At 70.0% G+C, this 24,555-nt stretch carries 21 protein-coding genes and 2 tRNA genes; 14 read left to right on the top strand and 9 right to left on the bottom strand.

Going from position 1 to position 24,555, the window contains the following annotated elements; genetic code table 11:
* The 3 genes from yidD to rpmH are packed head-to-tail and all read right to left on the bottom strand — an operon-like array spanning position 1 to position 892.
* Entirely contained in the window at positions 1–360 is a 360-nt protein-coding gene (yidD, locus tag ACIO3P_RS12080) for a membrane protein insertion efficiency factor YidD (RefSeq protein WP_329822809.1), read from the bottom strand.
* On the bottom strand, positions 357–728 hold the full coding sequence (gene rnpA / locus ACIO3P_RS12075) for a ribonuclease P protein component (RefSeq protein ID WP_329822808.1): 372 nt from the start codon (positions 726–728) through the stop codon (positions 357–359). The genes yidD and rnpA overlap by 4 nt, the downstream gene beginning before the upstream one ends.
* A gap of 26 nt (positions 729–754) precedes the next feature.
* Entirely contained in the window at positions 755–892 is a 138-nt protein-coding gene (gene rpmH / locus ACIO3P_RS12070) for a 50S ribosomal protein L34 (protein WP_003975051.1), read from the bottom strand.
* Between the two features lie 396 nt (positions 893–1,288).
* Between rpmH and dnaA the strand changes: the two genes are divergently transcribed.
* The 11 genes from dnaA to ACIO3P_RS12015 all read left to right on the top strand — a co-directional run bounded on the left by dnaA (position 1,289) and on the right by ACIO3P_RS12015 (position 16,084).
* Entirely contained in the window at positions 1,289–3,088 is a 1,800-nt protein-coding gene (gene dnaA, locus ACIO3P_RS12065) for a chromosomal replication initiator protein DnaA (RefSeq protein ID WP_329822807.1), read from the top strand.
* An 890-nt stretch (positions 3,089–3,978) separates the two neighbouring features.
* Positions 3,979–5,109: a DNA polymerase III subunit beta gene (gene dnaN, locus ACIO3P_RS12060; protein ID WP_329822806.1), complete on the top strand. Its 1,131-nt coding sequence runs from the start codon at positions 3,979–3,981 to the stop codon at positions 5,107–5,109.
* 77 nt (positions 5,110–5,186) lie between these two features.
* A complete protein-coding gene (gene gnd / locus ACIO3P_RS12055; protein WP_329822805.1) occupies positions 5,187–6,071 on the top strand; it encodes a phosphogluconate dehydrogenase (NAD(+)-dependent, decarboxylating) in 885 nt (294 codons plus the stop codon).
* A gap of 28 nt (positions 6,072–6,099) precedes the next feature.
* Positions 6,100–7,269 (top strand): DNA replication/repair protein RecF, encoded by a 1,170-nt coding sequence (gene recF, locus ACIO3P_RS12050; protein WP_329822804.1) that lies wholly within the window; start codon positions 6,100–6,102, stop codon positions 7,267–7,269.
* A complete protein-coding gene (locus tag ACIO3P_RS12045; RefSeq protein ID WP_401849112.1) occupies positions 7,266–7,898 on the top strand; it encodes a DUF721 domain-containing protein in 633 nt (210 codons plus the stop codon). Before recF ends, ACIO3P_RS12045 begins: the two co-directional genes overlap by 4 nt.
* 533 nt (positions 7,899–8,431) lie before the next feature.
* Positions 8,432–10,513: a DNA topoisomerase (ATP-hydrolyzing) subunit B gene (gene gyrB / locus ACIO3P_RS12040; protein ID WP_329822802.1), complete on the top strand. Its 2,082-nt coding sequence runs from the start codon at positions 8,432–8,434 to the stop codon at positions 10,511–10,513.
* A 50-nt stretch (positions 10,514–10,563) separates the two neighbouring features.
* A complete protein-coding gene (gyrA, locus tag ACIO3P_RS12035; RefSeq protein WP_401849109.1) occupies positions 10,564–13,236 on the top strand; it encodes a DNA gyrase subunit A in 2,673 nt (890 codons plus the stop codon).
* An 86-nt stretch (positions 13,237–13,322) separates the two neighbouring features.
* On the top strand, positions 13,323–14,003 hold the full coding sequence (locus tag ACIO3P_RS12030) for a DUF3566 domain-containing protein (protein ID WP_329822800.1): 681 nt from the start codon (positions 13,323–13,325) through the stop codon (positions 14,001–14,003).
* A gap of 58 nt (positions 14,004–14,061) precedes the next feature.
* Positions 14,062–14,135: transfer RNA gene (locus ACIO3P_RS12025), tRNA-Ile, on the top strand.
* A gap of 262 nt (positions 14,136–14,397) precedes the next feature.
* Entirely contained in the window at positions 14,398–14,532 is a 135-nt protein-coding gene (locus tag ACIO3P_RS12020; protein ID WP_003958712.1) for a DLW-39 family protein, read from the top strand.
* A 223-nt stretch (positions 14,533–14,755) separates the two neighbouring features.
* Complete coding sequence (locus ACIO3P_RS12015; protein WP_401849107.1) at positions 14,756–16,084, top strand: hypothetical protein; 1,329 nt, start codon at positions 14,756–14,758, stop codon at positions 16,082–16,084.
* 34 nt (positions 16,085–16,118) lie between these two features.
* Here ACIO3P_RS12015 and ACIO3P_RS12010 read toward each other — a convergent pair whose 3' ends face one another.
* A complete protein-coding gene (locus ACIO3P_RS12010) occupies positions 16,119–17,528 on the bottom strand; it encodes a serine/threonine-protein kinase (protein WP_401849105.1) in 1,410 nt (469 codons plus the stop codon).
* A 93-nt stretch (positions 17,529–17,621) separates the two neighbouring features.
* The gene (locus ACIO3P_RS12005; RefSeq protein ID WP_329822797.1) at positions 17,622–18,170 is read right to left on the bottom strand and encodes a DNA-binding protein; all 549 of its coding nucleotides are present in this window, start codon (positions 18,168–18,170) and stop codon (positions 17,622–17,624) included.
* 185 nt (positions 18,171–18,355) lie between these two features.
* Here ACIO3P_RS12005 and ACIO3P_RS12000 point away from each other — a divergent pair.
* Positions 18,356–18,428: transfer RNA gene (locus tag ACIO3P_RS12000), tRNA-Ala, on the top strand.
* 102 nt (positions 18,429–18,530) lie between these two features.
* Here ACIO3P_RS12000 and ACIO3P_RS11995 read toward each other — a convergent pair.
* Complete coding sequence (locus ACIO3P_RS11995; RefSeq protein WP_329828201.1) at positions 18,531–19,250, bottom strand: pyridoxamine 5'-phosphate oxidase family protein; 720 nt, start codon at positions 19,248–19,250, stop codon at positions 18,531–18,533.
* A gap of 220 nt (positions 19,251–19,470) precedes the next feature.
* Here ACIO3P_RS11995 and ACIO3P_RS11990 point away from each other — a divergent pair, with 220 nt between their 5' ends.
* The gene (locus tag ACIO3P_RS11990) at positions 19,471–21,000 is read left to right on the top strand and encodes an AAA family ATPase (RefSeq protein WP_401849103.1); all 1,530 of its coding nucleotides are present in this window, start codon (positions 19,471–19,473) and stop codon (positions 20,998–21,000) included.
* Between the two features lie 210 nt (positions 21,001–21,210).
* Positions 21,211–22,101, top strand: coding sequence for a universal stress protein (locus tag ACIO3P_RS11985; protein WP_329828204.1), 891 nt, complete (start codon positions 21,211–21,213; stop codon positions 22,099–22,101).
* 28 nt (positions 22,102–22,129) lie between these two features.
* Here the strand turns inward: ACIO3P_RS11985 and ACIO3P_RS11980 are convergent, their stop codons facing one another.
* The 3 genes from ACIO3P_RS11980 to ACIO3P_RS11970 all read right to left on the bottom strand — a co-directional run bounded on the left by ACIO3P_RS11980 (position 22,130) and on the right by ACIO3P_RS11970 (position 24,424).
* Positions 22,130–22,411 (bottom strand): DUF1876 domain-containing protein, encoded by a 282-nt coding sequence (locus ACIO3P_RS11980; protein WP_329828205.1) that lies wholly within the window; start codon positions 22,409–22,411, stop codon positions 22,130–22,132.
* A 73-nt stretch (positions 22,412–22,484) separates the two neighbouring features.
* Entirely contained in the window at positions 22,485–23,360 is an 876-nt protein-coding gene (locus tag ACIO3P_RS11975) for a universal stress protein (RefSeq protein ID WP_401849532.1), read from the bottom strand.
* Positions 23,361–23,419: 59 nt separating this feature from the next.
* On the bottom strand, positions 23,420–24,424 hold the full coding sequence (locus ACIO3P_RS11970) for an Acg family FMN-binding oxidoreductase (protein WP_329828206.1): 1,005 nt from the start codon (positions 24,422–24,424) through the stop codon (positions 23,420–23,422).
* Positions 24,425–24,555 lie beyond the last annotated feature (131 nt).

Genomic DNA, 24,555 nt, shown 5'->3' with positions numbered 1-24,555 from the left:
TCAGGCTCCTTGAGCTTTGGGCGAGGTCTCTGCGGCCGGGCTGGGGGTGTCGGGGGCCGATCCCCCGGAAGGCACGCCAGCAGCGGGCCGCCCGCCCTTACCGCCGCGCCACGCGTTGCGCAGCAGTTCATGCCATCGCGGCCGTTTACGCGGCGGGACATGGTCCACACCGCCCGGCGACCACGGATTGCACCGCAGAATGCGCCAGGCGGTCAGCGCCGTGCCCTTCACCGCGCCATGGCGGTCGATGGCCGTATATCCGTAGTGCGAACACGACGGGTAGTACCGGCAGACAGGCCCGAGGAGCGGGCTGATCGTCCACTGGTACAGCTTGATCAGAGCCAGCAGCGGGTACTTCATCGCGCGCCCCCTCCCAGCAGCCGCCGGAGAGCGGCGTCCAGGTCTCGGGCCAGCAGTGCATGATCGGCGTCGCCTGATCCGGGCAGCGCCCGTACGACCACCAGGCTACCGGGGGGCAGCGTGGACAGGCGGTCGCGTATGAGATGGCGCAGGCGCCGCTTCACGCGGTTCCGTACGACCGCTCCGCCCACCGCTTTGCTTACGACGAAACCCGCACGCACCGGGGAAGCGCTCTCCCCAGGCGCGTGCGGGTCCGTTGAACCGCTGTTCAGATGGACGACGAGAAGCGGGCGTCCAGCCCGGCGTCCTCGCCGTACCGCGGTCGCGAAGTCCTCGCGCCGCCTCAGCCGATTCTCGGTAGGCAGCACGTCATGACCTGTTTGTCAGCAGGCGATCAGGCGGACAGACGGGCGCGACCCTTGCTGCGGCGAGTCGCGAGAATCGCGCGGCCGGCACGGGTACGCATCCGCAGCCGGAACCCGTGGGTCTTGGCGCGACGGCGGTTGTTCGGCTGGAAGGTGCGCTTGCTCACTCGGGGGCTCCAGAAAATGATGTGTGGATGGCGGGACATCGCCTGGCTGTCACCGTGCGCCCACGAGAGGCTGAGAAGCTCGCGTTCACGCCCGAGTGCACCGCTTCACAACCACAGATCGTGATCTTTGCCCATCGGAGGCAGGCGGCAGCAGCCATCGACAACTCGACCTGGTCACGGTACGCGCGGCTACGCCATCCGGTCAAACCAGCTCGGTGCCGGACTCCATTGTGCACAGGCTGTGGACAACAACTTGAACCGCGCGGGTCGGCCTGACTACCTTGGCGGAGACCGCTCCCTATGCGCCGGTCGGTCTTCACCCCGGCTTTCCCCGCCGGCCTTCCCACCCCGTCCCGAGAAGCACACATTCGTGGGACCAGCGAGAGAGCGTGCCTTGTGGCTGATGTACCTGCCGATCTTGCCGCAGTGTGGCCACGAGTGCTGGAGCAGCTCCTCAGGGAGGGCCAGCAGGGCGTAGAGCCCAAGGACAAACAGTGGATCGAACGGTGCCAGCCCCTGGCCCTGGTCGCGGACACCGCGCTGCTCGCCGTCCCCAATGAATGGGGCAAGCGCGTCCTGGAGGGGCGCCTCGCCCCTCTCATCAGCGAGACCCTGAGCCACGAGTGCGGCCGGCCCATCCGGATCGCGATCACCGTCGACGACTCGGCGGGCGAGCCCACCCCGCCGGCCCCGCCCGTACCCCAGCAGCACCGCTACCAGGGCGGCCCGCTCCACGACGAACCGCGGCAGGACGACGCGTACGACGGCTACGGGCACCGCCCTTCCGACGACGGCATGCCGTCCGTACGCCCCGCCTACCCGGACTACCAGCAGCAGCGCCCCGCCCCCGGGGCCTGGCCGCATTCCCAGGAGGACCTGTCCTGGCAGCCCCGCCTCGGCGGGTACCAGGACCGCGACCCGTACGCCACCGCCCGGCCGCAGCAGCACGACTACCGGCAGCCGCAGGGCCAGGACCGGTCCCCGTACGAGCGCGCCACCGACCAGCACGATCAGCACGACCACCGCTCCCGCCACGACCGTCACGACCTCCAGGAGCCGCCCGCGCCGCGGCACGGCGGCGGGCAGAGCGTGGGCCGGGCGCGCGCCGGGGCGCCGGGACCGCTGGGCGCCCAGCCCGCCCCGGCGCCGGGCCCCGGCGAGCCGCAGGCCCGGCTCAACCCCAAGTACCTCTTCGACACCTTCGTCATCGGCGCGTCCAACCGCTTCGCGCACGCGGCGGCGGTCGCCGTCGCCGAGGCGCCGGCCAAGGCGTACAACCCGCTCTTCATCTACGGCGAGTCCGGGCTCGGCAAGACGCACCTGCTCCACGCCATCGGGCACTACGCGCGCAGCCTCTACCCCGGTACGCGGGTGCGGTACGTCAGCTCCGAGGAGTTCACGAACGAGTTCATCAACTCGATCAGGGACGGTAAGGGCGACACCTTCCGCAAGCGCTACCGCGATGTCGACATCCTCCTGGTCGACGACATCCAGTTCCTGGCGTCCAAGGAGTCGACGCAGGAGGAGTTCTTCCACACGTTCAACACGCTCCACAACGCCAACAAGCAGATCGTGCTCTCCTCGGACCGGCCGCCCAAGCAACTGATCACGCTGGAGGACCGGCTGCGCAACCGCTTCGAGTGGGGACTGACCACGGACGTCCAGCCGCCGGAGCTGGAGACCCGTATCGCGATCCTCCGTAAGAAGGCGGTCCAGGAGCAGCTCAACGCGCCGCCCGAGGTGCTGGAGTTCATCGCCTCGCGGATCTCGCGCAACATCCGCGAGCTGGAGGGCGCCCTGATCCGGGTCACCGCGTTCGCCTCGCTCAACCGGCAGCCGGTGGACCTCGGGCTCACCGAGATCGTGCTGAAGGACCTCATCCCCGGCAGTGAGGACGCGGCCCCGGAGATCACCGCGACCAACATCATGGCGGCGACCGCCGACTACTTCGGGCTGTCGGTGGACGACCTCTGCGGCTCCTCGCGGAGCCGGGTGCTCGTGACGGCGCGGCAGATCGCGATGTACCTCTGCCGTGAGCTGACCGATCTCTCGCTGCCGAAGATCGGCGCCCAGTTCGGCGGGCGCGACCACACGACGGTGATGCACGCGGACCGGAAGATCCGCGCGCTGATGGCCGAGCGCCGCTCCATCTACAACCAGGTGACCGAACTCACCAACCGCATCAAGAACGGCTGAGACCGCCCCACCCGGCGCGGGACGGTCCGGGAGAACGGCCTGACAGCGCTCATGAGGGCGTCCTGGACCCTGCCCGACACGGTCCCGGGCGCCCTTTTCGCCGTCCCGGAGGGCTCGCGGCGCCTCCTCCGGCGTGTCGCCGGACGGGCTCGCTGTTCGAATACGCGGCGGTGCGGAGACCTTCTCCACAGATTCGGGCAGAATCTTCCGTCCACAGCCTGGGGACCCAGGAGTTGTCCCGATCGTGTCCACAGGGGAGGCCGCCGACCGGACATCGCTCCAGGTCAGGGGGGTGTGGATTTGTGGTTGACGCCGCTCCACAGGCTGTGGACGGAATTTTCGTCCACAGGGCGTCCGGGATCTTGTCCACCGGCGGCCCACAGGCAACCGTCCGTCGCCCACAGCTTCTCCACAGCCCTGTCCACTGTTCGGCAACGAAACCCCCGGGGTCGCTGAGTCGAGTGAAAGGCGTCACACCAAGGAGGTCGGTTGGGCTGTGGGGAACATGGGTAAAACTGGGGACGCGGCTGGGGAGAAGTCACGGTGTCCTGTGCATGGGGTGTGCAGAACTTTCGTCCGTCCACAGAAGAGCCGAGTTCTCCACGGCTCCACCCACAAGCGCGGTGGATAAAAAAACGGGCTTGACCTGCGCATACGGCGTTATCCACGGTTTCCACAGGGCCTACTACTACTACCCCTGAGAGTTAGCCAGGAGTCCGCTTCGAAGCAGGGCCTGTGCACAACTTCGCGGCCGACCATCCGGAACGTCTCGCCTCGACTTGACCCGCGACAGCACCGAGTGTCGGTGCCGTAGGTCAGACTGGTCCCCGGCATCACAGCCGACGACGAAGGCCAGCAGGGCGAGCGAGCAACAGCAGGAGGCGGTTCCGGTGAAGATCCGGGTGGAGCGCGATGTACTCGCGGAGGCGGTGGCCTGGGTGGCCCGTAGCCTTCCGGCCCGTCCGCCGGCACCGGTGCTCGCGGGCCTTCTGCTGAAGGCGGAGGACGGCGCCCTCAGCTTCTCCAGCTTCGACTACGAGGTCTCGGCGCGGGTCTCGGTGGACGCGGAGGTGGAGGAGGACGGCACCGTCCTCGTCTCCGGCCGGCTGCTCGCCGACATCTGCCGTGCCCTCCCCAACCGTCCGGTGGAGATCTCCACAGACGGTGTACGGGCGACCGTGGTCTGCGGCTCCTCGCGGTTCACGCTCCACACACTCCCTGTGGAGGAGTACCCGGCGCTGCCGCAGATGCCGACGGCCACCGGCACCGTTCCCGGTGAGGTCTTCGCCTCCGCCGCCTCCCAGGTCGCCATCGCCGCGGGCCGCGACGACACGCTGCCCGTGCTCACCGGCGTACGGATCGAGATCGAGGGCGACACGGTCACCCTGGCCTCGACCGACCGCTACCGCTTCGCGGTCCGTGAGTTCCTGTGGAAGCCCGAGGCGCCGGACATCTCCGCGGTCGCCCTGGTGCCCGCCAAGACGCTGCTGGACACCGCCAAGGCGCTCACGAACGGCGACACGGTCACGCTGGCGCTCTCCGGCTCCGGTGCGGGCGAGGGCCTGATCGGCTTCGAGGGCGCGGGACGGCGTACGACGACGCGCCTTCTTGAAGGCGATCTGCCGAAGTACCGCACGCTCTTCCCGACCGAGTTCAACTCGGTCGCGGTGATCGAGACCGCCCCGTTCGTCGAGGCCGTCAAGCGCGTGGCCCTGGTCGCGGAGCGGAACACCCCCGTACGGCTCAGCTTCGAGCAAGGCGTTCTCATCCTCGAAGCGGGTTCCAGCGACGACGCACAGGCTGTGGAGCGTGTCGACGCGCAGCTCGACGGCGACGACATCTCGATCGCCTTCAACCCGACCTTCCTGCTGGACGGTCTGAGCGCGATCGACTCCCCGGTGGCCCAGCTCTCCTTCACGACGTCCACGAAGCCGGCGCTGCTGAGCGGCCGTCCGGCCGTCGACGCGGAGGCGGACGAGGCGTACAAGTACCTGATCATGCCGGTACGCCTGAGCGGCTGACCCCACAGGTGAGTGGCCGGGTCCGGGCGTAGGCTCGGACCCGGGTACGAATCGCCTCGACGCTTAAGGAACGCCTGATGGAGCTCGGTCTTGTGGGTCTCGGCAAGATGGGCGGCAACATGCGCGAGCGCATCCGCCGCGCCGGCCACACCGTCATCGGATACGACCGCAACCCGGACCTCGCGGACGTCCACAGCCTCAAGGAGCTGGTGGGCAGGCTCAAGGGTCCGCGGGTCGTGTGGGTGATGGTCCCCGCGGGCGCCGCGACCCAGGCGACGATCGACGAGCTGGCCGAGCTGCTGTCCCCCGGCGATGTCGTGGTCGACGGCGGGAACTCCCGCTGGACCGACGACGAGAAGCACGCGGTCGAGCTGGGCATCAAGGGCATCGGCTTCCTCGACTGCGGTGTCTCCGGCGGCGTCTGGGGCCTCGACAACGGCTATGCGCTGATGTACGGCGGTGACCCGGAGCATGTGGCGAAGGTGGAGCCGATCTTCGACGCGCTCAAGCCCGAGGGGAACTTCGGCTCCGTGCACGCCGGCAAGGTCGGCGCGGGCCACTTCGCCAAGATGGTTCACAACGGCATCGAGTACGCCATGATGCAGGCGTACGCCGAGGGCTGGGAGCTGCTGGAGAAGGTCGACTCGGTCACCGACGTCCGTGAGGTCTTCCGCTCCTGGCAGGAGGGGACGGTCATCCGTTCCTGGCTGCTGGACCTGGCGGTCAACGCGCTGGACGAGGACGAGCACCTGGAGCAGCTCCGGGGGTACGCGGAGGACTCGGGCGAGGGCCGGTGGACGGTCGAGGCGGCCATCAACCACGCGGTGCCGCTGCCCGCGATCACCGCGTCGCTCTTCGCGCGGTTCGCCTCGCGCCAGGAGGACTCGCCGCAGATGAAGATGGTCTCGGCGCTGCGCAACCAGTTCGGCGGCCATGCCGTCGAGTCGGCCGACGACAAGTAGTGACATCGGGGGAGGTCCGCGCACAGCCATGCATGTGACGCATCTGTCGCTGGCCGACTTCCGGTCGTACGCCCGGGTGGAGGTGCCCCTCGACCCGGGCGTCACCGCGTTCGTGGGGGCGAACGGGCAGGGCAAGACGAATCTGGTCGAGGCGGTCGGTTATCTGGCGACGCTCGGCAGCCACCGGGTCTCGTCGGACGCGCCGCTGGTCCGGATGGGCGCCGAGCGCGCGGTGATCCGGGCGGCGGTCACCCAGGGTGAGCGCTCGCAGCTCGTGGAGCTGGAGCTGAACCCCGGCCGGGCCAATCGGGCCCGTATCAACCGTTCGTCGCAGGTCAAGCCGCGTGACGTGGTCGGGATCGTACGGACGGTGCTGTTCGCGCCGGAGGATCTGGCGCTGGTGAAGGGTGATCCTGGCGAGCGCCGCCGGTTCCTGGACGAGCTGATCACCGCGCGGTCGCCGCGGATGGCGGGGGTGCGGTCGGACTACGACCGGGTGCTCCGTCAGCGGAACACGCTGCTGAAGTCGGCGGCGATGGCGCGGCGGCACGGTGGGCGTGGCATGGACCTGTCCACGCTGGACGTGTGGGACCAGCATCTCGCGCGCGCCGGGGCGGAGCTGCTGGCGCAGCGGGTCGATCTGATCGCGACGTTGCAGCCGCTGACGGACAAGGCGTACGAGCAGTTGGCGCCGGGTGGCGGGCCGGTGGCGCTGGAGTACCGTTCCTCCGCCGGTGGTCCCGGCGGTGACGAGGGCGCGGGCTCCCCGGGTCCGGGTGAGCCGGCCGCCGGGTCCTCGCGCGACGAGCTGTACGCGTATCTGCTGGCGGCGCTGGCCGAGGTGCGCAAGCAGGAGATCGAGCGGGGTGTGACGCTGGTCGGCCCGCACCGGGACGATCTGGTGCTGAAGCTGGGCCGGCTGCCGGCGAAGGGGTACGCGAGCCACGGCGAGTCCTGGTCGTACGCGCTGGCGCTGCGGCTGGCCTCGTACGATCTGCTGCGTACCGAGGGCAATGAGCCGGTGCTGGTGCTGGACGACGTGTTCGCCGAGCTGGACGCGCGGCGGCGGGAGCGGCTGGCCGAGCTGGTGGCTCCGGGGGAGCAGGTGCTGGTGACGGCGGCGGTGGACGACGATGTGCCGGGTGTGCTGGCCGGGGCGCGGTTCGTGGTGGCCGAGGGTGCGGTGGAGCGCGTATGAGTCCGTCAGGAACGCCGGGGTTCCCGGGGACACCGGGGCAGTTGCCCGAGGTGTCCGCCGGGACCGGGGCGTCGTCGTCCGGGTCGGCGGCGGCTTCGGCGGCGGCTTCGTCGTTGGTGCCCGAGCCGTCCGGGGTGGATCTGGCCCGGGTCGCGCTGCGTGCGGCGAAGGAGCAGGCCCGTGCCCGGGGCAATGCCGTACAGCAGAAGAAGCAGGCGAGGCGGGGCGGCGGGCTGCGGTCCGGCGCGCGGGCCGACGGGCGTGATCCGCTGCCGCTGGGCGCCGCGATCAACCGGCTGATCATGGAGCGGGGCTGGGAGACCCCGGCCGCCGTGGGCGGGGTGATGGGCCGCTGGCCGCAGATCGTCGGGGAGGACCTGGCGAAGCACTGTGTGCCGCAGCGTTACGACGACGCCGAGGACGCGCGGGTGCTGACCGTGCAGTGCGATTCGACGGTGTGGGCGACGCAGCTCCGGCTGCTGGCGCCGCGCCTGGTGGCCCGGCTGAACGAGGACCTGGGGCACGGCACGGTGCGGATGATCAAGGTGCTGGGGCCGGGGGGCCCGCCGCAGCGGTACGGCCGTCTCCGGGCGCCGGGGAGCACGGGGCCCGGCGACACGTACGGCTGAGAAGGGCGGGAGGGCCGAGGGCCGAGGGTCGAGACGACCAGGAGGGCCGAGCCCGTCGCCCTCCAGTCCTCCGTCCCCTCCAGTCCCCGTCCCCTTTCCCGCCCGTGTCCCGCGCCTCGTACGTCCCCGCGCCTCCGTCGCCGTACATTCCCGGTGCCCGTACGCGGCACCGTTCCTTCTCACGAGCCGTCCTTCTTACGGGGGACGGCTCGTCCCGTTCCGTACCGTCCCGATAGCGCTGTGACCTGGGGAAGCGTCTGGGGAGATTGAGGTGTCCCTCACCGTAGCGGGAGGTTGACAGGCCGAAGCGCTCAATGCCGGTGTGAGCCTCTTGGAGCCCCTTCCTGAATATGGGGAGTCGGAGGCTGCTCATCCAGGGCGGCACATGCGGACTCAGGTACCGGCAAACCCCCATTCGGGTCGGCGCTACCGGTAGACTGATGGAAAATCCCGCGCTGCTTGCGGGGGACTGTCAACAGATGCTGACACAAGCCGAACGACGCAGCCGCTCCCGCTTGCTCGGAGGACGGCCTGTGCTGTGCCAGAAAGGGCGCTTCGTGGCCGATTCCGGCAACCCCAATGAGAAGACCCCGTCCGTCGCCACTGGCGAGCACGGCGAGGTAACCGCCGCGTACGACGCCAGTGCCATCACCGTCCTCGAGGGCCTGGACGCGGTCCGCAAGCGGCCCGGCATGTACATCGGCTCCACCGGTGAGCGCGGGCTCCACCACCTCGTGCAGGAAGTCGTCGACAACGCCGTCGACGAGGCGATGGCCGGTCACGCGGACACGATCGACGTCACGATCCTCGCCGACGGCGGGGTCCGGGTGATCGACAACGGCCGCGGGATCCCGGTGGGCATCGTTCCGTCCGAGAACAAGCCGGCCGTCGAGGTCGTGATGACGGTGCTGCACGCGGGCGGCAAGTTCGGCGGTGGCGGTTACGCCGTCTCCGGCGGTCTGCACGGCGTGGGTGTCTCCGTCGTCAACGCGCTGTCGACGAAGGTCGCGGTCGAGGTCAGGACGGACGGTCACCGCTGGACGCAGGATTACAAGCTCGGTGTGCCGACGGCGCCCCTGGCCCGTAACGAGGAGACGTCCGAGACCGGTACGTCGGTGACGTTCTGGGCCGACCCGGACGTCTTCGAGACGACGGACTACTCCTTCGAGACGCTGTCGCGGCGCTTCCAGGAGATGGCCTTCCTCAACAAGGGCCTGACCCTGACCCTGACGGACGAGCGCGAGTCGGCGAAGGCCGTCGTGGGCGCGGACGTCGCGGGTACGGACGCGGTGGAGAACAAGGACGAGGAGCCGCCGGCGCGTACGGTGACGTACTTCTACGAGGGCGGCATCGTCGACTTCGTGAAGTACCTCAACTCGCGCAAGGGCGAGCTGATCCACCCGACGGTCATCGACATCGAGGCCGAGGACAAGGAGCGGCTGCTCTCGGTCGAGATCGCGATGCAGTGGAACGCGCAGTACAGCGAGGGTGTGTACTCCTTCGCGAACACGATCCACACGCATGAGGGCGGTACGCACGAGGAGGGCTTCCGCGCGGCGATGACCGGTCTGGTCAACCGCTACGCGCGCGAGAAGAAGTTCCTGCGGGAGAAGGACGACAACCTCGCGGGCGAGGACATCCGCGAGGGTCTGACGGCGATCATCTCGGTGAAGCTGGGTGAGCCGCAGTTCGAGGGGCAGACGAAGACGAAGCTGGGCAACACGGAGGCGAAGACCTTCGTCCAGAAGATCGTGCACGAGCACCTGACGGACTGGTTCGACCGTAATCCGAACGAGGCCGCGGACATCATCCGCAAGTCGATCCAGGCCGCCACGGCCCGGGTCGCGGCCCGTAAGGCGCGGGATCTGACCCGTCGCAAGGGGCTGCTGGAGAGCGCGTCCCTGCCGGGCAAGCTGAGCGACTGCCAGTCGAACGACCCGTCGAAGTGCGAGATCTTCATCGTCGAGGGTGACTCCGCCGGTGGTTCGGCGAAGTCGGGCCGTAACCCGATGTACCAGGCGATCCTGCCGATCCGCGGCAAGATCCTGAACGTCGAGAAGGCGCGGATCGACAAGATCCTCCAGAACACCGAGGTGCAGGCGCTGATCTCGGCGTTCGGCACGGGGGTGCACGAGGACTTCGACATCGAGAAGCTCCGCTATCACAAGATCATTCTTATGGCGGACGCCGACGTCGACGGCCAGCACATCAACACGCTGCTGCTGACGTTCCTGTTCCGTTTCATGCGTCCCCTGGTCGAGGCCGGGCACGTCTACCTCTCCCGCCCGCCGCTCTACAAGATCAAGTGGGGCCGGGACGACTTCGAGTACGCCTACTCCGACCGGGAGCGCGACGCGCTGGTCGAGCTGGGCAAGCAGAACGGGAAGCGGATCAAGGAGGACTCGATCCAGCGCTTCAAGGGTCTGGGCGAGATGAACGCCGAGGAGCTGCGGATCACCACGATGGACGTCGACCACCGGGTGCTCGGCCAGGTCACGCTGGACGACGCGGCCCAGGCCGACGATCTGTTCTCGGTGCTGATGGGCGAGGACGTCGAGGCACGGCGGTCCTTCATCCAGCGCAATGCCAAGGACGTCCGCTTCCTCGACATCTAGTCGGTCACTGCTGACGGATTCGACAAGGCCGAAAGGAACACTGACCAGCAATGGCCGACGAGAACACCCCCGCAACACCTGACAACGCCGACGGCTCCGAGAACTCCGGCGTCCCCGGCACCCCCGGGACCCCTGTGGTCCAGGAGGTGGTCGAGGCGGTCGAGGGACTGGCGATGCGCGTAGAGCCCGTGGGGCTCGAAACGGAGATGCAGCGCTCGTACCTCGACTACGCGATGTCCGTCATCGTGTCGCGCGCGCTGCCGGACGTACGGGACGGCCTCAAGCCCGTGCACCGGCGTGTGCTGTACGCGATGTACGACGGCGGTTACCGGCCCGAGAAGGGCTTCTACAAGTGCGCCCGCGTCGTCGGTGACGTGATGGGTACGTACCACCCGCACGGCGACTCCTCGATCTACGACGCGCTGGTCCGCCTCGCGCAGCCGTGGTCGATGCGGATGCCGCTGGTGGACTCCAACGGCAACTTCGGTTCGCCGGGCAACGACCCGGCCGCCGCCATGCGGTACACCGAGTGCAAGCTGATGCCGCTGTCGATGGAGATGCTCCGGGACATCGACGAGGAGACCGTCGACTTCACGGACAACTACGACGGCCGCAACCAGGAGCCGACGGTGCTGCCGGCGCGGTTCCCGAATCTTCTGATCAACGGTTCGGCGGGTATCGCCGTCGGTATGGCCACGAACATCCCGCCGCACAATCTGCGGGAGGTCGCGGCCGGCGCGATGTGGGCGCTGGAGCACCCGGACGCCTCGCACGAGGAGCTGCTGGACGCGCTGATCGAGCGGATCAAGGGCCCTGACTTCCCGTCGGGCGCCCTGGTCGTGGGCCGTAAGGGCATCGAGGAGGCGTACCGTACGGGCCGCGGCTCGATCACGATGCGCGCGGTGGTCGAGGTCGAGGAGATCCAGAACCGCCAGTGCCTGGTGGTCACGGAGCTGCCGTACCAGACCAACCCGGACAATCTCGCTCAGAAGATCGCCGACCTGGTCAAGGACGGGAAGATCGGCGGTATCGCCGATGTCCGGGACGAGACGTCCTCCCGTACGGGGCAGCGCCTGGTCGTCGTCCTGAAGCGGGACGCGGTCGCCAAGGTCGTGCTGAACAACCTGTACAAGCACACCGATCTCCAGTCCAACTTCAGCGCGAACATGCTGGCGCTGGTGGACGGGGTGCCGCGCACGCTGTCGCTCGACGCGTTCATCCGGCACTGGGTGGCGCACCAGATCGAGGTCATCGTCCGGCGTACGAGGTTCCGGCTGCGCAAGGCGGAGGAGCGGGCGCACATCCTGCGCGGTCTGCTCAAGGCGCTCGACGCGATCGACGAGGTCATCGCGCTGATCCGGCGCAGTGACACGGTCGAGATCGCGCGTGAGGGCCTGATGGGGCTGCTCACGATCGACGAGATCCAGGCGAACGCGATCCTGGAGATGCAGCTCCGCCGGCTGGCGGCCCTGGAGCGGCAGAAGATCGTCGCGGAGCACGACGAGCTCCAGGCGAAGATCAACGAGTACAACGCGATCCTGGCGTCGCCGGAGAAGCAGCGCGCCATCGTCCGCGAGGAACTGGCCGTCATCGTCGACAAGTTCGGTGACGACCGGCGTTCCAAGCTGGTCCCCTTCGACGGTGACATGTCCATGGAGGACTTGATCGCCGAGGAGGACATCGTCGTCACCATCACGCGTGGCGGCTATGTGAAGCGTACGAAGACGGACGACTACCGCTCGCAGAAGCGCGGCGGTAAGGGCGTACGCGGGACGAAGCTCAAGGAAGACGACATCGTCGACCACTTCTTCGTCTCCACGACCCACCACTGGCTGCTGTTCTTCACGAACAAGGGCCGGGTCTACCGGGCCAAGGCGTACGAACTCCCCGACGTCGGCCGGGACGCGCGGGGTCAGCATGTGGCCAATCTGCTGGCATTCCAGCCGGACGAGCAGATCGCCGAGATCCTCGCGATCCGCGACTACGAGGCCGTGCCGTATCTCGTTCTCGCAACAAAGGCGGGGCTGGTCAAGAAGACCCCGCTGAAGGATTACGACTCTCCGCGGTCGGGCGGTGTCATCGCGATCAACCTCCGGGAGACGGACGCGGGCGCGGACGACGAGCTGATCGGCGCCGAGCTGGTGTCGGCGGAGGACGACCTGCTGCTCATCAGCAGGAAGGCGCAGTCGATCCGGTTCACCGCGACGGACGACGCGCTGCGGCCGATGGGCCGTGCCACGTCCGGGGTCAAGGGGATGAGTTTCCGCGAGGGCGACGAGCTCCTCTCGATGAATGTCGTCCGGCCCGGTACGTTCGTCTTCACTGCCACGGACGGCGGATACGCGAAGCGGACCGCTGTTGACGAGTACCGCGTCCAGGGCCGTGGCGGCCTCGGCATCAAGGCCGCCAAGATCGTGGAGGACCGCGGGTCGCTCGTCGGCGCGTTGGTGGTCGAGGAGACTGATGAGATCCTTGCCATCACCCTCGGCGGTGGTGTGATTCGCACGCGAGTCAACGAAGTCAGGGAGACGGGCCGTGACACCATGGGCGTCCAACTGATCAACCTGGGCAAGCGTGATGCCGTCGTGGGTATCGCGCGTAACGCCGAGGCGGGCCGTGAGGCTGAAGAGGTCGACGGGACCGATGACCCGGGGACCGATGAGGCCGCTACGGCCGAGGTCGCCGGGGGCAGCAAGCCTCCGGCCGGGGAGCACGAGGAGTAAGCGTGAGTGGAGCCACGGGCGCCGGATCGGCCGCTTCCGGAGCGAACGGTGCCCGTGGCCCTGCCACGGACTCCCAGGGGGTTACGGTGACCGACACCCGGGGGAACAAGCCCCCGTACGAGACCTATGGCGCTGGGCAGCCGCAGCCGGCCGCTCAGCCGTACCACCCGCCGCAGGCGTATCCCTCTCCCGGCGGCGGAGCCACTCAAGCCGGAAAGGGATCCATGCCGGCCGGACAGCAGGGCCAACAGGGAGCTTCCGTGACATCTGCCCCTTCCGCCACCGGGACCGCCGGGTCCGCCGGTGGCGGCGGATCCGCCACACCGACGACGGGACCGGGCGCCGCCGCAGCCGCGGCGGTGCGTCTGCCGAGGACGGGGGCGCGGACCACGCCCCGTACCCGCAAGGCGCGACTGCGGGTCTCCAAGGCCGACCCGTGGTCGGTGATGAAGGTCAGCTTCCTCCTCTCCATCGCGCTCGGCGTCTGCACGATCGTGGCGGCGGCGGTGCTGTGGATGGTCATGGACGCCATGGGCGTCTTCTCGACCGTCGGCGGGACGATCAGCGAGGCCACCGGGTCCAACGAGAGCAACGGGTTCGATCTCCAGTCGTTCCTGTCGCTGCCGCGGGTGCTCGTCTTCACGTCGGTCATCGCCGTGATCGACGTGGTGCTGGCGACCGCGCTGGCCACGCTCGGGGCCTTCATCTACAACCTCTCCGCGGGCTTCGTGGGCGGCGTCGAGCTGACGCTCGCCGAGGACGAGTGAGGACCGGGTATCGATTTTGGGGCTGGCCCTGAAGTGCGCTAATCTTCAGGGGCAGCGCGGGGCTATAGCTCAGTTGGTTAGAGCGCATCCCTGATAAGGATGAGGCCACAGGTTCAAATCCTGTTAGCCCCACCGCGAGTATCGGCCCGTACGGATCACCTCCGTACGGGCCGATTGCATTGCGCCGGTCGTGTGCGACGCGATCGGTCGGCCCCGCCTTATGCGCGACTCATTGCGTACGTGTCCGTCGGTTGAGCGACCGTTCTTTTACTGTCGGTGTCCGGCCGTGAAGAAGGCGGGAGTTGGGGTGCGGACAGGTCACCGATCGATATCGATCGGTGTGTATAGTCGGGCGCCAGAAGTCCCCTACGTCAAGGAAAGACGAGGTCGCGCGGTGAAGAAGCTTCTCTTGGTCGCACTGGCTGCCATCGGCGGGCTCCTCGTGTACCGCCAGATCCAGGCGGACCGCGCCGAGCAGGATCTGTGGACGGAGGCGACCGACTCCGTACCCGCAGGTTCGGGTGTGTGAGTCGCAGCAGTCCTGATGCGAGCCCCGGTCGCTGAGCGGCCGGGGCTTCGTGCTGCCCGGGGCCTGGTGGCGCACGTGGTCCGCTGTCCGCCGCCCCGGGGGCTCGTACCGCCTGTCGCCCTGAGGGCTCGTACCGCCCGGGCAGACAGGGGCGCGGCTGCCGGGGCAGGATGGAGCCTCGCAGACGGAACGTGGCAGCGGGCAGAGGCAGGGGGAGAAGCGCGTGAACGGGCAGCGCAGCAGGGGCCGGGTGGCGGCGGCCGCGACGTCGGTGATGTGCGTGGCGGCGGCCGTGAGCGCGGTCGCCGCGCTGCCGGGGCAGGCGTGGGCGGCGGGCGAGCCGGCTCCGTACGCCTTCGCGCCCGACGCGCGGCAGATCACCGGCGCGGCGACCACGAGCGAGGCGAAGGCGCTGGACACCGGCGCCGTCTACCGGGACGCGATCAAGCCGGGCGAGAAGCGCGTCTACCGGCTGGACCTGACGAAGAACACGAGCGACTACGTCTCCGCGGTCGCCGTGCCCGAGCCCGGTACGAAGGTCGCCTTCGGGGACAAGATCGAGGTGTCGTTCCAGAACCGCGAGGGCACCGACTGCAGTTCGAACTATTCGAACTTCGGTACGCAGGGCGAGTTCGCCCGGCCGCTCGCCGCCTACGCCTACCGGGTGCTCAAGGAAGGCTCGTCCACCTGCCAGGAGTCGGGGCCGTACTACGTCGTCATCGAGCGGACCAGTGAGAAGACCTCCTCGGCCACGCCGTGGGAGCTGGAGATCCGCCATGTCACCGAACCGGGGCTGAAGGCGACCGGGCCGACCCAGGCGCCCTCGCAGTGGCCCAGCGCCTCCCCCGAGCCGGTCGCGGGCGCCGTGCGCGAGCGGGCGGGCGGCAACGGCTTCACCGACGCCAAGGGGCTGGAGTCGGGCGAGTGGACGACGAAGATCGAGCCGGGGGCGACCCTCTTCTACCGGGTGCCCGTCGACTGGGGGCAGCAGCTCTTCGCCAGCGCCGACCTCGGCAGCTCGGACGGGGACGGGTTCGTGGGCGGCGCGCTCGGGGTGTCCCTGTACAACCCGGCGCTCGGGTACGTGAGCGGCAGCAGCTCGGTCTCGTACGACGGCAAGCAGAAGACGACCGCCCTCGACCCGCTGCCGCCGGTGGCGTACGAGAACCGCTTCGGCTACCGCTCCGGCGACCAGGACATGCGGTTCGCGGGCTGGTACTACCTGCGGATCAGCCTCAACCCGGAGGTCGGCACGACGTTCGGCCGGAAGCCGTACGGGCTGACGCTGCGGGTCGACGTCAAGGGCACGCCGAAGACCGGACCGGGCTACGACGGGCCCGCCGGCCTGTTCAGCGTGACCGACGACGACCGGGACGCGGCCCAGGACGGCCAGGCGGCGCCGGACGAGGCCAGGAGCGACACGATGGCGCTGGTCGCGGCGGGCGGGATCGGCACGGGCACGGCACTGGTGCTCGGGCTCGGCGTGTGGACGCTGCTCGCGCGACGGGGCGGGGCGGGCGGCGGCCGGGGCGGGGCCGTACAGGGTCCGTGACCGGCGGGGCCGCGCTTCGAACCTGTCAGACCTGTCAGACCTGGGTGAGCGCCCAGAAGCCGACCGCGAAACAGGCCAGCGCCAGCAGCAGGACCGGGACCGTCACCTTCGGGGGCGGTCCCGGGCGCTTGCGGGGCGCGTGGTGGGCGACGGTACGGTGCGCCGACTGCGGCTGTGGCTGCGGCGGCTGGGCCTGCTGCGGCAGGGATGCCTGCGGGAGGGGCGCCTGCGGGCTCTGGGCGGTGTACGGACGCGTGAGGCTGTAGTCCTGCCGTACGGCCGCGGTCTGCGCCTGGGAGTGGGCCAGCTCGGCCGCTGAGGGGTACGGCTGAGGGTGGGACGGGGGGTTGGGCTGGGGCTGCTGCTGGGGTGCCTGCTGCCGGACCGGCGGTGGGGGGAGATGGAAGCTGCCGGTCTCCGACATGGGGGTGGGCGGAGGCGTGGGGGACGGCTCGACGGGCGGTTCCGGGGCGGGGACGGCCTCGTGCGCGGGGGCCGGGACGGGGGCGGGGGCCGGCCGGGGATCCGGGGCGGGCTCGGGCTCCGCCTTCGGCTCGGGCTCCTTCACGGGGCCGGACGGGCCGAACCCGGGAGGCAGCGGACCGATCTGGTCGAAGATCTCGACCGGCTCCTCTTCCTCCCCGGCCTCGGGGAGCAGATCCACGGCCGTCGTCAGCGCCTTGCGCGCCCCCGTGGCCGTACGGAACCTGGCCTCCGGGTCGGGCTGGACCAGCCCCGCCAGAACCTGCCACAGCGGCTCAGGGATGCCCTGCGGCGCCCCCGGGGTGCCGTGCGCCGCGAAATGCTCGACGAGCGCCTTGGAGTCGGGTTTGCGGCCCTGCAACAGGTAGAGCGCGACCAGGCCCACCGCGAAGAGATCCGCGGGGAAGTCCGGTTCCGCGCCCATCATCTGCTCGGGCGCGAAGTAACCGGGCGTTCCCACCACGTAGTTGGTCTCCGTCAGCCGCGGCTCCCCCTTGCGCATGGAGATGCCGAAGTCGGACAGGCGCAGGTGCGGCCGCGCCGTTCCGGTGGCGTCCAGCAGGATGTTGGCCGGTTTGATGTCGCGGTGCACGACCCCCTCCGCGTGCACCGCGGCCAGACCGGCGAGCAACTGATCGAGCAGGGTGCAGACGAAGCGGGGCGGCAGCGGGCCGTAGTCGCCGATGACATGCGCCAGCGAGCCGCCGGTCACCAGATCCATGGTGAACAGCACCTTGTCGTCGTCCGCTGCCCAGCTCGCCGGGGCGAGGACATGCGGATGATCGATCCTGAGCGCCTGCTCGCGGACGAACCGCAGCAAGGTGTGCGCGTCGCTCTGCTGGAGGACCTTCGCGGCCACGTAACGGCGCCGCCGGTGGTCCCAGGCGCGCCAGACGGCGCCCACACCGCCGCGGCCGATCGGGTCGATCAGCTCGTACCGCCCCGCGAAGACCTCACCCATGGCGCCGCGCTCGCTCCCCGTCGTCGTGTCCGGCGGACTTCCGCCCTTGCCCTGCCCGTACCGCCTACTGCTGCACGCTTGTCGCGTGTCGCTCTAGCTCTGGTGCGCCTCGTAATGGGCGACCGCGTCCGCGGTGCGCCCGGCACCGTAGACCCGGAGGAACTCTGCCAGTTCGGGCTGGGTCGGGGCGAGGGAGTCCGCCGCGTCTATGATGTCGCCGGCCGCGGCGACCGACCGCAGCAGGGACTGGATCTCCCGCACCACCCGGCGCACGGTGGGCGCGCCCGAACTGTTCGTCGTCTGGCTGGTACCCGTCAGGACGGAGCCCCCCTGGGACTTCTTGATCTCCTCCATCCGGTCGGTGGCCTCCCCGGCGCTGACGCTGCCGTCCGCCACCTGCCCCGCGAGATCCTGCAGCGCCTGCACACGCTGGACCACCGCCGGGTTGCCGATCTTCGCGCGCTGGCCACTCATCAACTGCGAGAGCATCGGCGCCGACAGCCCCAGCACGGCCGCGAGCCGTGCCTGGTTCAGACCCAGGTCATCGATGAGGCGACGGAAGAGCGCCCCCAGAGGCTCTCCGTACCAGCTTCTCTGGAGCTCTCTGGCTCTGGCAGTCGATTCCTGCTGTGCGGCATCCATGCGCGTCTCCCCATCGCTTCCCCAATGCGGCAGCTTCACTGCTGCGAACCTCGTGGGGCATCTTACGGAGCGTGGTCGCGCACGGGGAGCCCCAATCGTTTTGCGGGATCCCCCGGTACACCCGGTACTCTGGTGCCCGGTGATGGGAGAGCCAATCTCTGCTGGTCGGCGTACCCGCCCGTCCCGGGGCCTTAGCTCAGTTGGTAGAGCGCTGTCTTTGCATGGCAGATGTCAGGGGTTCGACTCCCCTAGGCTCCACAGTTAGATGCCCTCTGAACTGCGGAAACGCAGTTTCAGGGGGCTTTTCTGCCCATTGGCGGTACTTGGCGGGAGCACGCGGCGATGCCGTCCGGGCCGAGGTCAGGGCTCACCTGGGGCGGGTGTCCGCCCGGCCGGGGGCTGGATGTCGATGCGTCGGCCCGTTGTGCGGGTGGGCGTGATCGACACCCACAGCCGGCGGTCGCCGCCCGCCCAAGGCGTGGTGCGTGCGTGCTGTTCCAGTCGCCGTACCTCCCGGTCCTCGGTGACCGACCGAGCCGCCCCGACGACGTTGACGCTCCAGCCTCTGCTCATCGCGTCGTCGATGTGATCGACTTCGAAGGCGACCTCCTGGCCGACGGCCTCGGCTGTCGCTGTCCCGGGAGCGGTCCGGTAGGCGATCTCGTCGCCGACGACAACGTAGTTGACGGGAACGACGGCCGGGCCGTCCCACGTGGAGACGGCTACTCTGCCGACCCCGTGGGTCGACAGCAGATCACGGCATTCCTCGCCGCTGAGAGTCGTCAGCTCCGGATGGTAGGCGGCTCGCCCGGTGCCGGGCGGCAGCTCCGTTCCGCTTCCGGTCAGCATGTCGACCGTTGTCTCCAGCGCGTCGGCGAGCCTCAGCATGAATCCGACGCCCGGGGTCGCCTGCCGTTCCTCGACGTATTCGACGTAGCCGGTAGCGGATCCCGCGCGCTCGGCCACCTCCTCCCGGCTCAGTCCCAACTGTTCCCGGCGGGCCGTGATACGTCTGCCCAGGTCGCTCCGCGGCGCGTGAACGGTCCTGCCGTGTGATTCCCCCCGCATGTGATCCGGCATGGTGAACGCACATCCTTCGGGTTCGGGCTCCTTCTCCACCTCACCCTGCTCGCCGGGCCGAGGTCCGCGCGTGGGCCGGCCGGTTCCGGGAGAGGGCTGACCGGCCCACACGGGGCGCACAGGGGGACTACTCGGCCCTACACACCCGGCGCGACGGCCGCGCACCATGGACAGGTTCACCCCGGCCCGGCGGGCCGGTCGCTGCGCGGAGGAGCCGGTGATGTCATCGAATTCCGGAGAAAGGTCCAGCGGTGCGGACGCCTCACGGGCAGCCGCGGTGGCCGAGACGCACACCGCGGTCGTGCTGTTCGTCGGGGACCACGCCTACAAAGTGAAGAAACCCGTCGACCTCGGCTTTCTCGATTTCCGTACCGCCCCTGCCCGGCAGACGGCGTGCGAACGGGAGGTCCTGCTCAACCGGCGTTTCGCCCCCGACGTCTACGACGGGGTCGCCGAACTCGGCCTCCCATGGGGCGGTCCGCCCGAACCGGTCGTGGTGATGCGCCGGATGCCGGCCGAGCGCAGACTCGCGTATCTGGTCGCCGTCGGGGCTCCGGTCGACGACGCGCTGCGGCGGACCGCCCGGGTGCTCGCGGCGTGCCACGCCGATTCCCCCCGGACCGCTGTGATCTCCCGCGAGGGAACCCGGGACGCCCTGCTCGCCCGCTGGGAGGCGAGCTTCGAACAGATCCACGCGCTGGACGCGCGGCCCCCACTGCCGCACTTCGATGAGATCACGCATCTCGTACGCCGCTATCTGGCCGGCCGGAAGGACGTCTTCGACACCCGTGTCCGTGAGGAGCGCGTGGTGGACGGCCACGGCGACCTGCTGGCCGAGGACATCTTCTGCCTCGACGACGGGCCCCGTGTCCTGGACTGCCTGGAATTCGACGACACGCTGCGCTACGTCGACGGCCTCGACGACGCGGCCTTCCTCACCATGGACCTGGAACGGCTGGGGGCGCCGGAGGCCGCCGCGTACTTCCTCGCCCGCTACAGCGAGTACTCGGGCGACCACGCGCCACCGTCCCTGCGTCACCACTACGTCGCCTACCGGGCCTTCGTCCGTGCCAAGGTCTCCCTGTTCCGGGAACAGCAGGGCGTTCCTGCCGCACGGTCCGAGGCGGAACGGTTCGCCGACATCACGGTGCGTCATCTGCGGACCTCCGCGGTTCGGCTCGTCCTGGTCGGCGGCCTGCCCGCCAGTGGCAAGTCCACGCTGGCCGGCGCGCTCGCCGACCGGCTCGGCCTCACCCTGCTGAGCAGCGACCGGCTGCGCAAGGAACTGGCGGGCCTCCCGCCCGAGCGGCCCGCGCCCGCCGAGTACGAGAAGGGCGTCTACACCCCCGCGTGGACGCGGCGCACTTACGGCGCACTGATCGACCGCGCCTCGGTGCTGCTGTCCGCCGGGGAATCGGTGGTGCTCGACGCGACCTGGAACGCCGGGGAGTGGCGGAGTGCCGCCGCCGAAGCGGCCCGTCACCACGGTGCCGATCTGGTCTCCCTGCGCTGCGAGGTCCCGCGGGAAGTCGCCGCGCACCGGCTCGCGGCCCGCCCGCCGGGCCCGTCCGACGCCGGTCCCGATGTGGGCGAGGCGATGGAGGCGGCGGCGGAACCGTGGCCGGAGGCCGTCACGCTGGACACCAGCGGGACTCTGGATGCCTCGGTCGGGCGAGCGGTCGCGGCGGTGCGTCCCGACGGCACCGAGCGGACGAGCGTCTTCCGGCGGCCGTACATGGCACCCGGCTGAGAGGTTCGCAGGGAGATCACGGACGTCCTTTGGGCCCTTCAGGCCCCCGAAGCGCCCCCGACGGCCCTCGCCGCCGCCCGCACCGGCCCGGCAGCGTGGGAAGGGCCACGTGGGAGGAGACCGCTCCGGGCGCTCCTCGGCGGGCATCGGACCACGAGCATCGGACCACGGGCATCGGACCACGGGCATCGGACCAGGAGGAGGCAGGCCATGGACAGCAGTACGAGGGGCAGCGGCACGTCCGGTGCGCGGGCGCTCGGACCGGTGGTGGCCGGCACCGATGGTTCCGACCACGCCACCAGGGCGGTGCTCTGGGCCGCCGACGAGGCAGCCTCGCGGAACCGGCCCCTGACCGTCGTTCACGCGATCGGGGTCGAACAGGCCCAGTACCTGGCCTTCGACGACACTCACACCATCCTCCGCGAGGCTCGGGACACGCTCGACGCGGCGGCGGCGCGGGTGGCACGCGAACACGCGGACATCCCCGTCTCCACGGTGCTGAGTCGGGACGAGGCGGCGGAGAGCCTGCTGGAGGCGGCGGGGGAGGACGGCACCGTCGTGGTCGGTTCCCGGGGACTGGGCGGATTCACCGCCCTGCTCGTGGGCTCGGTCGGGCTCCGTACCGCCGCGCGCGCGAACGGCCCGGTGGTCGTGGTGCGTCACGTCACCGAGGACGCGGGCGGCGTCGTGACGGTCGCGGTCCGGGACGACGGCGACCGGGACGCCCTGATGTACGCGGCACGGACCGCGCGGCTGCGCCACGCCTCGCTCCGGGTGGTCAGCGTCTGGATGTTCCTCCAGAACGTGGGGTCCATGGCGACGATGGTCGACGATCTCAGCGGACTCGCCGAGGCGGAGAGCGAAGCCACGGCACACATGGTCGAGCCGGTCCGGAAGGAGTTTCCGGAACTCACGGTCACCGTGGAAACCGTCCGCGCCACCTCCGTCGCCGGAGCCCTGGTGGAAGCGGCCCAGGACGCGGACCTGCTCGTGGTGGGCGCACGCAGGCCCGCGCACCGTATCGGCTCCCCGCTGGGGCGGGTCACCCACGCGGTCCTGCATCACGCACCCTGTCCGGTCGCCGTGATCCCGCGCGGCTGATGCCGGCGCCGAGGGCCCACGGGTGACCTCACCACAGGGACGGGTCGGCGGGTCCGGTCAACTGCACGATGTCATCGGACGCGACATCGTGCAGACGGACGGCGAGGTCCTCCAGCGCGCGGCTCGCGGCCAGTTCGTCGCCGATCTCGGGGATGGAGCGGTCGATCGGATTCCGCCGCGCCACCCCTCTGCCCACCACGCGCGAGGTGTCCGTGTGCGAGGAGTCCTGCGTCATCAGGACCGCACGCGCACGCGTCTCGTCACCGTCCTCCGTGAGGTAGATCTGCGCGCTCCACTGCTTGGCCTTCATGATCGCTCCTTTCGCGGGCCCGGTTCCTCTCCACCGGCCCGGTCGCTTCGGTCCGGCCGTCCAGCCCGGCCGGTCAGTGTCCTTCCGGGACGACCGCGACGGGACACGGGGCGTGGTGCAGCATCGCGTGGTTGACCCGGCTGAGCTGCAGCCCGACCACTCCGTGTCGCCGTTGTGCTCCGACGACCAGCAGGTCCGCGCTCGCGGACTCCTCGATGAGCGCCTGGTGCGCCGTGCCCTGGACGAGTCTCCGCCGTACGGTGACCTCCGGGACCTCGCGGGCGGTGACACCGAGAACCTGGTCCAGGCACTCGTCGGCCCGCTGCTGGTAGGCCCGCTTCTGCTCTCCGTCGACCAGCGGGTACGGCATGTTCTCGTACGGTGGACACCGCCAGGCGCGTACCGCGGTCAGTTCGGCCCCCCTCGACCGAGCCTGGTGGAAGGCGAAACGGGCAACGCTGGTGGATCCGGTTGTCTCCCCGACGCCCAGGACGACACGGCCGTACGTGGAACGTCTGCTGGGCTCGGCGCCGCGGGCCACGACCACCGGGCAGGACGCCCGGGCGGCGACGGTCAGGCTCACCGATCCCAGGAGCATGCCCCCGATCGGACCGTGTCCCCGTGGTCCGACGACGAGGAGTGCCGCCTCGGTCCCCTCTTCGAGAAGCGCGGCCACCGGATCGTCGGGCCGCACATCGGTGGAGATCTTCACGTCGGGGGTCTGCCGACGCACGCGTTCCTCGGCCGCCGCGACGAGATTCTCCGCGAAGACCTGCTCGGAGGGCCGGTCCTGCGAGAGCCTCGGCCGTATCCCCTCGTAGTGCTCCCACAGCGAGGCGTGCACCACTCTCAGGGGCCGGCCGGAGCGCTCCGCCTCGGCCGCCGCCCAGTCGACCGCCTGAAGACTGCCTTCCGAACCGTCCACCCCCACCACCACGGGAAGCTCCATCCTTCTCACCGCCTTTCCTTTCGGAGATGTGGGCTCTCGGAGTGCGTGACGGCCGGTGGTCAGTCCTCGACCACCAGCACGTGCGATACGGGGCGGCGGGGTGTCTTCGCCCCTGCCGGCCCGTAGCCCAGCCTGATCACCATCTGGACGTGCCCCCTGCCCGAGTCCGGGTCGCGCAGTATCCAGCGCAGTTCGGGCCATTCGAGTGCCTGGGTGGCGAAGGACGTGCTCAGGCCGTGGAGCGTGGCGATGAGCAGGACCCGTTCGAGGGCCTGTCCCGCGCGCAGCCAGTCGGCCGGTCCGTCTCCCGCGGTACGGAGCAGAGCCAGTTGGGGACGGTCCTCGAAGTCGGCCAGGGCACGGCCGTGAGCCGGCGTACGGCCGGCGAAGTCCCGGACGGGAGCCGATCCGCCTCGCTTGAGCGGCCCGAAGGCGTACTCCGGTATGCCGTCCACGGGTGCTTCCGCGGTGGTGTCCCGTGTCCACCGCTCCGTCTCCGCCTCCCGGCGGACGTCCATGTGGTCGTATCCCTCGGCGTCCCGGATCAGGTCGAGCACGGTCCGGAGGTGGGACCCGGCCGGAAAGGTCAGTTCGGCTTCCTCGCGCTGCGCGGCCTCGGTGAGCGCGTGCCGGACCTCGGCCGGGACGCGTCGGCCGGTGAAGGGGTATCTGCTCGTGTGACGGTCGTGGATCGCCGGGTGGAGCACGGTGAGTCCGTCGGCGGGGCCTTCGGGGGCGTCGAGCCGTACGGTCGCCAGCAGATCGGGGGCCGCGGCGTCGGGGAGCAGCCGGGTCACCGGCCGCAGACGGGCGTGGGCCGCGGCGACCCGCAGGTTGAACAGGGCCGCGCCGCAGCCGATGTGCAGCCCGCGGGTGGTGGGGTCGGCGTGCGGCATGGCGCGTGTCAGGTCCGCGAAGAGGCTGAAGGTCCGGCTGCCACGGGCGTAGCGGAAGCGCCAGGGCTGCGCGTTGTGCATGGACGGTGCGGTGGTCGCGTCGCGGACCAGATGGGCCACGGCCACCTTGTCCGGTGTGTGTACGGACACCAGGTCCTCCCGGGTCATGTCGTGTTCCTCGCCTCCAGCCTCCACCGGGGGGAGGAGCACGCGGCAGGGGCCGGTAGGCCCTGCTCCGAGCCTCATGGCCCCCATCGGACCATGACCCTCGGGGCTTCCCGGTCGTACGGAAGGGCCGG

The sequence above is a fragment of the Streptomyces sp. NPDC087310 genome (assembly GCF_044744405.1).
Taxonomy (GTDB): Bacteria; Actinomycetota; Actinomycetes; order Streptomycetales; family Streptomycetaceae; genus Streptomyces.
This window is presented reverse-complemented; position numbering and strand designations above follow the sequence as displayed.

Coding starts and splice junctions, on each gene's coding strand:
- yidD (WP_329822809.1), bottom strand. CDS start 360: ATGAAGTACCCGCTGCTGGCTCTGATCAAGCTGTACCAGTGGACGATC.
- gnd (WP_329822805.1), top strand. CDS start 5,187: ATGGAGCTCGGTCTTGTGGGTCTCGGCAAGATGGGCGGCAACATGCGC.
- recF (WP_329822804.1), top strand. CDS start 6,100: ATGCATGTGACGCATCTGTCGCTGGCCGACTTCCGGTCGTACGCCCGG.
- ACIO3P_RS12045 (WP_401849112.1), top strand. CDS start 7,266: ATGAGTCCGTCAGGAACGCCGGGGTTCCCGGGGACACCGGGGCAGTTG.
- gyrA (WP_401849109.1), top strand. CDS start 10,564: ATGGCCGACGAGAACACCCCCGCAACACCTGACAACGCCGACGGCTCC.
- ACIO3P_RS12010 (WP_401849105.1), bottom strand. CDS start 17,528: ATGGGTGAGGTCTTCGCGGGGCGGTACGAGCTGATCGACCCGATCGGC.
- ACIO3P_RS12005 (WP_329822797.1), bottom strand. CDS start 18,170: ATGGATGCCGCACAGCAGGAATCGACTGCCAGAGCCAGAGAGCTCCAG.
- ACIO3P_RS11995 (WP_329828201.1), bottom strand. CDS start 19,250: ATGCCGGATCACATGCGGGGGGAATCACACGGCAGGACCGTTCACGCG.
- ACIO3P_RS11990 (WP_401849103.1), top strand. CDS start 19,471: ATGTCATCGAATTCCGGAGAAAGGTCCAGCGGTGCGGACGCCTCACGG.
- ACIO3P_RS11985 (WP_329828204.1), top strand. CDS start 21,211: ATGGACAGCAGTACGAGGGGCAGCGGCACGTCCGGTGCGCGGGCGCTC.
- ACIO3P_RS11980 (WP_329828205.1), bottom strand. CDS start 22,411: ATGAAGGCCAAGCAGTGGAGCGCGCAGATCTACCTCACGGAGGACGGT.
- ACIO3P_RS11975 (WP_401849532.1), bottom strand. CDS start 23,360: ATGGAGCTTCCCGTGGTGGTGGGGGTGGACGGTTCGGAAGGCAGTCTT.
- ACIO3P_RS11970 (WP_329828206.1), bottom strand. CDS start 24,424: ATGACCCGGGAGGACCTGGTGTCCGTACACACACCGGACAAGGTGGCC.